Below are 12,390 nucleotides of genomic sequence, written 5' to 3'. Positions count from 1 at the left end.
CGCGGCTTGCGGGAATACTCATCTGTATGGACGCACCTGCAGCGCTTGGCATCATGGAAATCATCGGCATTGCCGGCAGCGTGAGCCTGCTTGCGGGATGGCGGCTATATGTCGTTGTGCTGGGCACCGGCATTGCCATGCAAAGCGGTGTGGTGCCTTTGCCCGAACATCTCGAATCGCTGCAAGTCCTCGCCAATCCATGGGTGATGGGCATTGCTGGTTTCGGTGCACTGGCAGAATTCTTTGCGGACAAGGTGCCCTGGCTCGATAGCGCGTGGGACACGCTGCACACACTGATCCGGCCCATCGGCGGCGCGCTGCTTTCGTTGGCCATTGTCGATCCGGGTGACCCTGCGATGCAGGTAATCGCCTTCCTGCTGGGCGGCGGCGGTGCTCTGCTGGCGCACGGTGGCAAGGCCGGCGCGCGCGCTGCGATCAACACCTCGCCCGAACCCGTCAGCAATATCGCCATGTCGACGGCAGAAGACGTCGCGACCATCGGCCTCTTGTGGTTCGTCTACGAATATCCCGTCGCAGCCGCAGGCGTGGCTGTGGTGCTGTTGCTGATTGCCATCGGAATGGTGCTGTTGCTGCGGAGACTGATCAAGAAGGTGCTGGGTCGGCGCGAGGTGGAACCGGAAGAGGTCTAGACCTCACCCATTCTCCCGCATCCATTCCTCGACCACAGGGGCAATTCGCGTGCGCCACTTGCTGCCGTTGAAAATGCCGTAGTGACCGCAGTCCTTGGCCAGGTGGTACTTCTTCTTCGCCTTGGGCAGGTGCTCGGCGAGATCGAGTGCTGCACGGGTCTGGCCGATGCCGGAGATGTCATCGAGCTCCCCCTCGATTGCCAGTAGCGCAGTGTCACGGATGGCATCGGGGTCAATCGCCTTCCCGCGATGAACGAACTCGCCTTTCGGCAGCGAATGCTCCTGGAACACGTGCTCGATGGTCTGGAGATAGAACTCTTCGGTCATATCGCAGACCGATAGGTATTCGTCGTAGAACTGCTTGGTCCGATCCGCACTGTCATGATCGCCAATCGTCATGTGTTTGAACATTTCGTAATGGCTCATCATGTGATCGGAGAGGTTCATGGAAATGAACCCGGCGAGCTGGAGGAAGCCCGGATAGACCTTCCGTCCCGCGCCCGGATAGTTGAACGGCACGGTGGCGATCACATTGTTTTCAAACCAGCTTAGCGGTTTGTCCATCGCCAGGTCGTTCACGCTCGTCGGGCTGGCGCGGGTATCGATCGGGCCGCCCATCATGGTGAGCGTTTTCGGACGGCACGGATCCTTCGCCGCGCCCATCACAGCTGTGGCCGCGAATGCAGGGACCGAAGGCTGGCACACCGCCAGAACATGCGTGCCCCCCTTTGATTCTTGGCCAATAAATTGCAGGAATTCGATCAGGTAATCGATATAATCGTCGAGGTCGAAATGCCCTTCTGACAAGGGAACGTTGCGCGCATCGGCCCAATCGGTGATCCACACTTCCTGGTTCTGCACCATGCGCTGCACCGTGCCGCGCAGCAGCGTGGCGTAGTGGCCGCTCATTGGCGCGACGATCAGCAGCTTGGGCGCATTCTTGGGCAGGTTATCGCGCTTGAAACGGCGCAGTGAGCCGAAGGGCTTTTCCAGCACCACGGTTTCCGAAACAGGCCTTGCGACGCCTTCCACTTCCACCGGCTGGATATCGAAATCGGGCTTGCCGCGCTCTTCATAGAGGTGAGCGAAGACTTTCAGCGCGCTCGCCGCCGCCGGGCCCATCCCGAAATAGCCCATCGGCAATGATGGATTGTCGAGCAGCCGCGCGCCCACGGTCGCCCAGTTGCTGGCCGAACTGAACCACGCTTTCTGCAATTCATAGGCGGAATAGAGCAATGTGGAGCGTCCCCTGCAAAATTGTGGCCACCGGGACAGTCGTCTCGCCAGGGCCGGAAGTTGGTGCGCCTGCCTGTGGGCTGTTTTGCGCGAGCGGGAGGCATGCCCCTTTTTGACAGATGTTGCAATGCGGCAAAGCGATTCCGCACTGCGGCGGTGGAAAATTTGCCTCACTTCCTTCTGTTGCGAGCGCCGCGCTGGCTTGACGGCGCGGTACATTGGGTTAGGTCGAAACGCGATATGGCACTTCCCGAAACTGCAGACGATCCCAAACCGGCCAAGACGCTGCGTCCGTTGCGGATGATCTATCGAGAGGCAGTCAAGTATCCGACGCAAATCACGCTGGCGCTGATTGCCCTGTTGGTCACAGCTTCGGTCATGTCGCTCGCCATTCCCTATGGCATGAAGCTGGTGGTGGACCGCGGTTTTGGCGCGGCGGGTGAGGGCGCCGGGGATATCGACCGCTGGTTCCGTTACCTGATGCTGCTGGTCGGCGTACTTGGACTTGGTACAGCGCTGCGTTTCTATTTCGTCAGCTGGATTGGCGAGCGTGTGGTCGCGGATGTTCGCGAGAAGGTCTACACCAACCTGTTGCGGCTATCCCCGGCCTTTTTCGAAGAGAACAGTCCCAAGGAAATCAGCAGCCGTATGACATCGGACACGGCAATTATCGAGACAGTGGTGGGCACCACCGTTTCGGTGGCGCTGCGCAATTCGATCATGGCGGTGCTCAGCATCGGGTACCTGTTCTGGCTTGCTCCGCAGCTCACTGTCTGGTTGCTCCTCGGCATTCCGGTGGTGATCGTGCCCATCGCTGTTTTCGGGAGGCGACTGCGCAATGTCAGCAGATCCAGTCAGGATCATGTGGCGGATGTTGGCGGGATCACGACAGAAGTCCTGTCTTCGATGAAGATTGTCCAGGGGTTCAATCAGGAAGAGCGCGAGGCTGGGCGCTTCAGCAAGGCTGTGGACGCGACCTTCGCAATGGCGAAAAAGCGCATCCTTATCCGATCGGTCATGACGGCAACGATCATGACGCTGATCTTCGGTTCGATTGTCCTGTTGCTGTGGCGCGGTGCGATGTTGGTCAGTTCGGGCGAGATTACCGGCGGCACGATTACCTCCTTCGTGGTTGGCGGGATCATCGCTGCGGGTTCGTTTGGCGCCCTGACCGAAGTCTACGGTGATCTCTTGCGCGGCGCAGGTGCGGCAAGCCGCCTTGCCGAATTGCTCGAGGAAGAGCCCGAGATCACCGCGCCTGCGCGTCCGCAGGCCTTGCCCCAGCCACCGCGCGGAGGGCTTGCCTTCCAGAGCGTCACTTTCAGCTATCCCACACGGCCGGATGAGCAGGCGATTGCCGAGTTTAACCTGACCGTGGAGCCGGGCGAGACCGTCGCCATCGTCGGCCCCTCGGGCGCGGGCAAGTCGACAATTTTCCAGCTGGTCGAGCGGTTTTACGATCCGCAATCGGGCACGATCAAGCTCGATGGCGTTCCGTTGACGCAGGCTGACCCAGCAGAAATCCGTCGCCGCATGGCGCTCGTGCCGCAGGAAGGCATCCTGTTCGCCGCCAGCGCGCGCGACAACCTGCGTTACGGTGCATGGGGAGCGGGCGAAGAGGCGATCTGGGACGCAGCGCGCGCGGCCAATGCCGAACAGTTCCTGCGCGACCTGCCTGATGGCCTCGATACTTTCCTGGGTGAAGGCGGTGCGCGGCTTTCGGGCGGCCAGCGCCAGCGCGTGGCGATTGCCCGTGCCCTGCTGCGCGATGCTCCGATCCTTTTGCTCGACGAAGCCACCAGCGCATTGGACGCCGAAAGCGAGAAGCTGGTGCAGGACGCACTTGAAAACCTGATGCAGGACCGCACTACGCTGGTCATTGCCCACCGCCTTGCCACCGTGCGCGCGGCCAATCGGATCATCGTGATGGAGGATGGCCGGATCGTGGAGCAGGGCGATCACGCCAGTCTGACTGCCAAGGGCGGACTTTACGCACGTCTTGCCTCACTCCAGTTTGACGAACCTGCGATGAAGTGAGTCATTCGCGCGATGACTTGCGTCGGAGCGAATCGACGCTTAATCGAATTGGTAACGACAGAAACCGCTGCACAATGCTGTGCGAAACTGGTCATACCCTATCTACATTTGACGAGAGGACTAAACGGACATGATCCGCAAGATCTTGATTACATCGGCATCGGTCATTGGCCTTGCTGCCGCATCGCCCGCGCTGGCTCAGGACGAGCACCAGCACGGGCTTCACGATGAACTCGCCAGCGCCCCACAGGATGGCGGCGGTGAAACGCCTACCATGGACTTCGGTGAGTGGGGCGTTGGCCTCGACTACGTAAACACCGACCTCGATCCCGGCGATGATTTCAACGCCTATGCCAATGGCATGTGGATCGAACAGAACGAAATTCCGGCAGACCGCCAGCGTTTCGGCGCATTCGACATGCTGCGTGAAAAATCGATTGTCGATGTGCAGACGCTGATGGCCGATCTTGTAGCGTCAAATCCTGCGCCGGGCACCACCGAGCGCCGCATCGTTGATGCTTACAACGCCTTTGTCGACGTGGAAGCGATCGATGCCAGCGGTCTGGCACCGGCCTATCCTTACCTTGCGCAGATCTTCAACGCTCCCGACCTGGAAGCGCTTGTACGCCTGATGGAAGAGCCGGGCATGCCCAGCCTCGTTTCCGCCGGTGTCGGCATTGATGCGCGTAACCCGACCGAATATGCCGTTTCCATCGGCTTCGGCGGTCTCGGCCTGCCTGATCGTGACTACTACCTCGTCGATTCAGAGAGCAATCTCGAGATTCGCGAGCAGTACCTTTCCTACATGGAAACGATCTTCGGTGCGGCCGGCTACCAGGATCCGGCGGCAACGGCCCGCGCGGTCTACGCCTTCGAACACAAGATTGCCGAGCTCGAGTGGGCGCGGCAGATGTTCCGCATTCCGCAGCTGACCTACAACGTTCTCAGCCGTGACGAGCTTGATGCGCTTGCGGGTGATTTCCCGGTTGGTGCGCTGCTCGAAGCCGGCCAGTTTGCCGATCAGGACCGTTTCCTGGCCAGCCAGCTGCCGCCGACCGATGAAGAAATCGAATCGATCGGCCTGACGGAAGAGCAGCTTGCGATGATCGGTGGCGGTCTTCCGGCAATGATGGAACTGCTTACCGAAACGCCGCTCGAAGTGATCAAGGCACACATGGCCGGGAACTTCCTGGCCGGTAACGCCGCAGTGCTTTCTACCGAGCTCGATGAAGCCAACTTCGACTTCTTCGGTCGCACCATCGGTGGTGCCGAACAGCAGCAGGAACGCTGGAAGCGCGGCATCAGCACCGTTGAAGGCATGCTGGGCGAACAGCTCGGCGCGCTCTATGTCGAGCGGTATTTCCCGCCCGAAAACAAGGCTCAGATGGACGAGCTGGTTGCCAACCTTTCGCGCGCCATGTCGCTCGCTCTGGACGAGAACGAGTGGATGACGCCGGAAACGCTGGCAGAAGCACGCACCAAGCTCAACGGCTTCGTTCCGATGATCGGCTACCCTGACGAATTCGAGACCTATGACGGCCTGGAAATCACCGGTGACGATCCGCTGGCCAACCGTATGGCGGCATCGCGCTGGGGCATTGAAGACAACCGTTCGCGTCTTGGCACGCAGGTTGATCCTACCGAGTGGGGCATGCTTCCGCAGACGGTGAATGCCTACTATTCACCGCTGACCAATCGCATCGTCTTCCCTGCAGCCATCCTGCAGCCGCCGTTCTTCAACGGTTCGGCTGATCCGGCTGTGAACTACGGCGGTATCGGCGCGGTGATCGGCCACGAAATCGGTCACGGCTATGATGACCAGGGCTCGCAGTTCGATGCCACCGGCACGCTGCGCAACTGGTGGCAGGATGCCGACCGCGAAGGTTTCGAGCAGTTCACCACTCGCATGGGCGAATTCATCGAGGCGTTCTGCCCGGTTGAAAGCGCGGAAGGCCCCGTTTGCCTGCGCGCGCGCCAGTCGATGGGTGAAACGCTGGGTGACGTCGTCGGCCTGCAGATGGCCTATCGTGCTTACCAGCTCTCGCTGAACGGTGAAGAAGCACCGGTGATCGACGGTCTGACCGGCGACCAGCGCTTCTTCCTCGGTTTCGCGCAAATCTGGCGCGGTATGGAGCGTGAAGAAAGCCTGCGCAACCGCGTGATGACGGCCAACCACCCGCCGGGTGAGTTCCGCCTCAACAACGCCGTGCGTCACCTTGATGCATGGTATGATGCGTTCAACGTCACCGCAGACGATGATCTTTATCTGCCGCCCGAAGAGCGCATCCGCATCTGGTAAGCGCGCCTTACCTGGCAATTGAAAGCCCGTCCCTGGCACATACCAGGGGCGGGCTTTTCATATCCGGACATCCCCATTCGCTTGACTTGGCGCGGCGAGCCGCCATTGAGCTTGGCGTATGACTTTTCTCCAGCTGCTGCTGATCGCCATCGTCCAGGGCATTACGGAATTCCTGCCGATCTCATCGTCAGGGCACCTGATCCTGATTCCCTACCTGACCGACTTTCCCGATCAGGGGCCGCTGATCGATGTGGCCGTCCATGTCGGATCGCTGCTTGCGATCATGGTCTATTTCTTCAAGGACGTGGCCATGCTCGCGCGTGGCGGTTTTGCCAGTGTTGGGCTGGGTGAAGCGCCCGAGGCGAAGAAGCTGTTCTGGTGGATCGTGCTGGGCACTATCCCTGCGGTTGCGTTCGGCCTGTCGATCAAGCTGGGCCTGTTCAACGGTATCGCCACCAGCCTGTTCGGCATCGAGATTGTCGATGATGATCTGATGAGCTCGATCCGCTTTACCGATCTTATCGCCTTCAACCTGATCTTCTACGGAATCCTTCTCGGCATTGCCGACCATTTCGGGCGCGAAGTGAAGAAGTTTGAAGACATGACCTGGCGCGATGGTCTGATTGTCGGCATCGCGCAGGCGCTGGCGATTATTCCGGGCACAAGCCGTTCGGGTGTCACGATGACAGCTGCGCGAGCGCTCGGATACAACCGCTTTGAATCCGCGCGCTTCTCCTTTTTGTTGTCGATCCCTGCCGTGGCGGGGGCGGGCGTCCTGATCGTGCCGGAAATCTTCGAGGCAGGCGGAGATCTGGCGTTCGAAGCCCTGATCGCCGGCGTGCTGACTTTCATCGCGGCCTTCCTGACGATGGCCTTCCTGATGAACTTCCTGAAGAAGGCGAGCATGCTTGTCTTCGTGATCTATCGCGTGGTGATGGGCGCCGCCCTACTGATGCTGTTCTGATCAACGCCGGACCGCAAAAACAACTCGTCGTAAACTCCGCACCGCGTCGGAACAAAGCGCTTAGCGCACTGTTTCTTGGGTGAGTTCCAACGCACCAAGAGGCGCGTTTAACCGTGGGTATCGTATTCATGATTGTTGCCGGAGCAGCCCTGGGCTGGCTGGCAGCCGTCGCGTCCCGTGCGCAGGAATTATCGCGCAGTGTACATATGCCTATCGCAAGCGGCGTTGCCGGTGCGCTTCTGGCAGGATTGGTCGTGAGCCCGCTGCTCGGCACGGGTAGTATGGCGGGCGGGCCGTACGATGTTTCCGCGCTGCTCGTCTCTGTTTTGGGTGCACTCGTGGCTATCTCTGCCGTGGTCCTTTTACAGGTGCGCAAATCGGGTTAGTCCCACGCCGGGCGCGAGCCAGAAAGGCAGCGCAAACCGGACAGAGGATGCCCTTATGAAGAAGATTGTTGCTTTCGCATCGGCCGCCGCTCTCAGCCTCGGCCTGGCTGCCTGTGGTAACGCCGCAGAAGAAGCCGACGACATGGCAGAGGAAGTCGAGGATACCGCCGGCGCTGCGGAAGAAGCCGTCGTCATGAGCGACGAAGAAGCCGAAGCCATGGTCGATGAAGCCGCCGATGATGGCGAAGCAATGGCCGAAGAGTCCGGAGATACCGAAAGCGAAGGCGGTGAAGAGATGTAGTCTCGGGCCTGTCATGCAAGCCAAAGCAAAGGCCGGTTACCTTCGCGGGTGCCGGCCTTTTTCGTTGGTCTTCCAGTTGCGCTTTACACAGGTGCGGCGCTGCTCCCACGGCCACCACGCAGGAAGTATTCTTGGGTGCCGCGATGCACGACATTGTCGACGTCGATCACCGCCGAATTGGCATAGGTGAAGCTCGGGTCGAGATTGCGATAGAGCCGGTCAAAATCGCGCTCCACCGTTTGGCGATAGAGATCGTCAAAACTCTCGATCACGAAATAGGTCGGCTGCAGGTCGCTGATCACGTAGTCGGTACGCATCACGCGATCGACATTCAGCATGATACGGTTGGGGGACTGGCCTTCCAGCGCAAATACCGCTTCCTGCGGACCGGACAGGATACCCGCGCCGTAAATGCGTGGCTCGCCCTGCTCCATGATCAGGCCGAATTCGACCGTGTACCAATAGAGTGAACCCAGCGCCTTCAACTTGTTGTACCGCATCGCCTTCCACCCGGCGCGGCCGTATTCCTGCATGTAATCGGCAAACACCGGGTCGGTCAGCAGGGGTACGTGGCCGAACACATCGTGGAACACGTCGGGTTCCTGGATGTAGTCGAACGTTTCGCGGGTGCGGATGAAATTGCCCGCCGGGAAGCGGCGATTGGCAAGGTGCCAGAAGAACACGTGATCGGGGATCAGCATCGGCACAGGAATGACGCTCCAGCCCGTCAGCGCGCCCAGCTCCTCGCTCAGCCGGTCAAAATCGGGAACGCCGCCCTTGCCAAGGTCGAGCTTTTCCATGCCCCGCATCATGGCGCTGCAAGCGCGGCCGGGGAGCACTTCCATCTGACGCGAAAACAGGTCGTTCCAGATCTGGTCGTCTTCAGAGGTATATTGTGTTTGCTCCGGCTCGATCCAGTCTTCACCCACGTGGGCAGGGCGCTGGAGCGGCGCGGTAAACACGTCCGCCGAGATTTCCGGTAGCTTGGAAAAATCCTGCGTTGCTGCAGGCGTATCTGTCATAGAATTCATACCGCGCGATCTACCACAGAAGTCCGGCGCAATCCAGTTTCGTGTGATACCAGATAACCCCTAATCCGCTGGGTCGCTCCCTTCATCGGACGGAGCCGCTTGCGGCGCATCCTCGCGTGGTCGCTCTTCGAGCATCTCTGCCGCCTGTGACAGCGCGCGCGCTTCATCGGCGGTGGCAGGATCGGGTCCGCGGTCACCCCTGCTGTCGGAGCAGGAGGAAAGCACCGCGCCCAGCGCGAAAAGCGGCAAGGCGCGGCGCATCATGGCCAATTACTCGGCGGCCTCTTCCATTTCGGCCTGAGCAGCCTCGGCTGCTTCGACAACGCTCATGGCATCGTCGGCAGCTTCTTCGGCGTCGGCTTCGCGCGCTTCCATTTCGGCAGCGGCATCTTCCTCGCTCATTTCGTCTTCCATCGCTTCATCGGCGACAGGCTCTGGCGCGTCTTCCATTGCATCGTCAGCGGGGACTTCCACGGTGTCTGCCACGGCATCTTCGGATGCATCGGTGGAGGAACCGCAGGCGGCGAGCGCGAAGGCCGCGCCGGTGGCGATAATTGCAAGCTTCTTCATAACAAGAACCCCTCTTGTGGTGGTTTGAAACAGAACAACCTGCTTAGCCCAGCGATCGCCCGCGTGGAAAGCCGTTTTGCGACAGTGGTCGCACAGGGCGTGATCTGTCAGAGACGAATGGCAATGGACACCGCTCCCGCCCCCGCCATGACACTTGACCATGCAGCCGAAGAACTGCGCCGCCTGTTCGGCTTTACCGACTTTCGCGGCGTGCAGAGCGATGTGATCGGGCGCGTGCTTGCGGGGCAATCCACGCTGGCGGTGATGCCTACGGGGGCGGGCAAGTCGCTAACCTATCAATTGCCTGCGACCATGCTGGACGGCACCTGCGTGGTAATCTCTCCGCTGATCGCACTGATGCATGACCAGCTGCGCAGTGCGCGCGCCAATGGCATCCGCGCGGCGACGCTCACCAGCGTCGATGCTGACTGGCGCGAGACGTTGGACGCGTTTGAGGCGGGGGAGCTCGATTTGCTCTACGTCGCGCCCGAGCGTGCTAGCCAGCCGGGCTTTCGCGATCTGCTCTCGCGCGCGAAGCTTAGCCTGTTCGCGGTGGACGAGGCGCATTGCGTGTCTGAATGGGGGCATGATTTCCGCCCTGACTATCGCCAGCTTCGCCCGCTGATGGACACATTCCCGCAGGTTCCTCGGCTGGCGCTGACCGCGACTGCAGACGCCCATACGCGCAGCGATATCCTCACCCAGCTTGGGATTGCGGAGGACGGGCTGATCATTGCGGGCTTCGACAGGCCCAATATCCGTTACGCCTTCAATCACCGCGATTCGCTGCCCAAGCAGCTCGCGCGCCTGCTGGCAGACGAGCCAGGGCCGGGCATCATTTACGCGCCAACACGCCGCAAGGTGGAGGCGCTGGCAGAGCAACTGGCGGCAGCGTCGGGCCGTCCGGTGCTCCCCTACCACGCAGGCCTTCCGCCGGAGGAGCGCGCGGCCAACCAGGCGGCCTTCGTTGCCAGCGAGGATATGGTGATGGTCGCCACCATCGCTTTCGGCATGGGGATCGACAAACCCGATGTTCGCTTTGTCGCGCATGCCGGAATTCCGAAATCGATAGAGGCCTATTATCAGGAAACCGGGCGCGCGGGCCGCGATGGCGATCCGGCGCTGGCGATCACCCTGTGGGGTCCGGGCGATTTTGCGCAGGCACGGGCGCGGCTGGGCGAAGTGGGCGAGGAGCGTCAGCGCGGCGAACGTGCACGGCTCGATGCGCTGGCTGGCCTCGTGGAAACCGCCGGATGCCGCCGGGCGGTGCTATTGCGGCACTTCGGCGAGGACCCGCCAGAGACCTGCGGGAATTGCGACAATTGCCTCGAACCGCCGCAGCAGATCGATGTGACAGAGCTGGGGCGCAAGTTGCTCTCCGCTGTCTATCGCACCGGGCAAAGTTATGGCTTCGGCCATGTGCAGAAGGTGCTGACGGGCGCTGCCGATGATCGCGTGGTCCAGCGCGGTCATGATCAGCTTTCGGTTTACGGCATTGTCGAAGGTGAGGATGCACGGCTGTTGCAGGCCGTCGCCCGCGCCCTGCAGGTGCGCGGCAGCCTGGTGCAGAACGAACATGGTGGGTTGAAGCTTGCGGGCGATGCGCGCGCGCTCCTCACCGGTGAAGCTGAGCTGATGATGACGCGTCCTCCCGAACGCCCATCGGGCCGCAAGCGGCGCAAGGACCAGACGCCCAATCCTGTCGGCGATCCGCTGTTCGATGCGCTACGGGCACTGCGCCGCGATCTGGCAGCAGAGGCGCAGGTGCCGCCCTATGTCGTGTTTCACGATGCAGTCCTGCGCAGCATGGCTGCAGACCGCCCCGCTTCGCTTGCCGAAATGGGCACAATCTCGGGCGTCGGCGAGAAGAAACTAGCAGCCTATGGCGAGGCGTTTCTGAGGGCGATCCGCGAAAACTGACCTCTGCCGAACCGATTCTCCTTGAAAATCCGGCCCGATGATATAAATATGATATCATAATTATATTACGGAGAAGGATATGACAGACAATAGTTCCGCCATGACCGCCAGCCGGGAATCTCCCGCAAGCGGGCACAATGGCTATCTCATGCTTGCACTCGCCCTGGCGCTAACGGCGGCTATCATTTGGTGCGTGGCATCCGCGATTGTGGCGGAGGAAACAGGCGGTTCGGGGGAGCCTTGGTTGCTCAGCGGCGCGGTCACTTTCATACTTGCGCTCTTCACCTGGTGCGGATTCTACATGATCCAGCCCAACCAGGGCGCGGTAATCACGCTGTTCGGCGAGTATCGCGGCACCGATCGGACCGAGGGTCTTCGATGGGTATTGCCATGGATGGGCCGCAAGAAAATCTCGGTGCGCGCGCACAACGTTCATTCGGAACGCGTGAAGATCAACGACAAGCGCGGTAATCCGATCGATGTCGCCTGTAACGTTGTCTGGCGGGTGAAAGACACCGCGCAGGCTGTATTCGATGTCGATGACTTCAAGGAGTTCGTGAACATCCAGATCGAAGCGGGTCTTCGCACGGTTGGCGCACGCCACCCCTATGACGATTTCGAGGAAGGCGAAACGACGCTGCGCGGCAGCCCTGAAGTGGTGAACTCCGAACTGCGCGAGGAGCTGAACGAACGGCTGGCGGTGGCTGGTATCGTCGTGGACGAAGCGGGCCTCACCCACCTTGCCTATGCAAGCGAAATTGCCGGTGCGATGCTCCGTCGCCAGCAGGCTGATGCGGTTATCGCGGCGCGCAAAAAGGTGGTGCTCGGCGCGGTCGGTATGGTCGAAGACGCGCTCGAAAAGCTGGCTAAGGACCAAATTGTCGAGCTCGATGACGAGCGCCGTGCAGCGATGGTCTCCAACCTGATGGTCGTCCTGTGCGGTGATCGCGAGACGCAGCCCATCGTCAACACCGGCTCGCTCTACCAGTAAAGTGC

General features: G+C 60.8%; 12 protein-coding genes. 8 read left to right on the top strand and 4 right to left on the bottom strand.

Annotation, left to right across the window (positions count from 1 at the left end; genetic code table 11):
- Positions 1-26: 26 nt before the first annotated feature.
- Entirely contained in the window at positions 27-650 is a 624-nt protein-coding gene (locus tag OOZ52_RS06740) for a DUF4126 domain-containing protein (protein ID WP_274697734.1), read from the top strand.
- A gap of 3 nt (positions 651-653) precedes the next feature.
- Here OOZ52_RS06740 and OOZ52_RS06735 read toward each other — a convergent pair whose 3' ends face one another.
- Positions 654-1,886: a polyhydroxyalkanoate depolymerase gene (locus OOZ52_RS06735; protein WP_274697733.1), complete on the bottom strand. Its 1,233-nt coding sequence runs from the start codon at positions 1,884-1,886 to the stop codon at positions 654-656.
- Positions 1,887-2,126: 240 nt separating this feature from the next.
- Here OOZ52_RS06735 and OOZ52_RS06730 point away from each other — a divergent pair, with 240 nt between their 5' ends.
- The 5 genes from OOZ52_RS06730 (at position 2,127) to OOZ52_RS06710 (ending at position 7,873) form a co-directional block, all read left to right on the top strand.
- Positions 2,127-3,923, top strand: coding sequence for an ABC transporter transmembrane domain-containing protein (locus tag OOZ52_RS06730; protein WP_274697732.1), 1,797 nt, complete (start codon positions 2,127-2,129; stop codon positions 3,921-3,923).
- 130 nt (positions 3,924-4,053) lie between these two features.
- Positions 4,054-6,222 (top strand): M13 family metallopeptidase, encoded by a 2,169-nt coding sequence (locus OOZ52_RS06725; RefSeq protein ID WP_274697731.1) that lies wholly within the window; start codon positions 4,054-4,056, stop codon positions 6,220-6,222.
- Positions 6,223-6,340: 118 nt separating this feature from the next.
- Complete coding sequence (locus tag OOZ52_RS06720) at positions 6,341-7,186, top strand: undecaprenyl-diphosphate phosphatase (protein ID WP_274697730.1); 846 nt, start codon at positions 6,341-6,343, stop codon at positions 7,184-7,186.
- A 113-nt stretch (positions 7,187-7,299) separates the two neighbouring features.
- Positions 7,300-7,572 carry a GlsB/YeaQ/YmgE family stress response membrane protein gene (locus tag OOZ52_RS06715; RefSeq protein WP_274697729.1) on the top strand — a complete coding sequence of 91 codons (273 nt, stop codon included), beginning with the start codon at positions 7,300-7,302 and terminating at the stop codon, positions 7,570-7,572.
- Positions 7,573-7,627: 55 nt separating this feature from the next.
- Complete coding sequence (locus OOZ52_RS06710) at positions 7,628-7,873, top strand: hypothetical protein (RefSeq protein WP_274697728.1); 246 nt, start codon at positions 7,628-7,630, stop codon at positions 7,871-7,873.
- An 83-nt stretch (positions 7,874-7,956) separates the two neighbouring features.
- Here the strand turns inward: OOZ52_RS06710 and phhA are convergent, their stop codons facing one another.
- From phhA to OOZ52_RS06695, 3 genes are all read right to left on the bottom strand, one after another.
- Positions 7,957-8,895: a phenylalanine 4-monooxygenase gene (phhA, locus tag OOZ52_RS06705; RefSeq protein ID WP_446698119.1), complete on the bottom strand. Its 939-nt coding sequence runs from the start codon at positions 8,893-8,895 to the stop codon at positions 7,957-7,959.
- A 69-nt stretch (positions 8,896-8,964) separates the two neighbouring features.
- Positions 8,965-9,168, bottom strand: a complete 204-nt coding sequence (locus OOZ52_RS06700) for a hypothetical protein (protein ID WP_274697726.1) — start codon at positions 9,166-9,168, stop codon at positions 8,965-8,967.
- 6 nt (positions 9,169-9,174) lie between these two features.
- The gene (locus tag OOZ52_RS06695; protein WP_274697725.1) at positions 9,175-9,474 is read right to left on the bottom strand and encodes a hypothetical protein; all 300 of its coding nucleotides are present in this window, start codon (positions 9,472-9,474) and stop codon (positions 9,175-9,177) included.
- A gap of 123 nt (positions 9,475-9,597) precedes the next feature.
- Here OOZ52_RS06695 and recQ point away from each other — a divergent pair, with 123 nt between their 5' ends.
- Positions 9,598-11,394 (top strand): DNA helicase RecQ, encoded by a 1,797-nt coding sequence (gene recQ / locus OOZ52_RS06690; protein WP_274697724.1) that lies wholly within the window; start codon positions 9,598-9,600, stop codon positions 11,392-11,394.
- A gap of 79 nt (positions 11,395-11,473) precedes the next feature.
- Positions 11,474-12,385, top strand: coding sequence for an SPFH domain-containing protein (locus OOZ52_RS06685; RefSeq protein ID WP_274697723.1), 912 nt, complete (start codon positions 11,474-11,476; stop codon positions 12,383-12,385).
- Positions 12,386-12,390: the final 5 nt, after the last annotated feature.

This window comes from Aurantiacibacter sp. D1-12 (assembly GCF_028858515.1).
Taxonomy (GTDB): domain Bacteria; phylum Pseudomonadota; class Alphaproteobacteria; order Sphingomonadales; family Sphingomonadaceae; genus Alteraurantiacibacter.
This window is presented reverse-complemented; position numbering and strand designations above follow the sequence as displayed.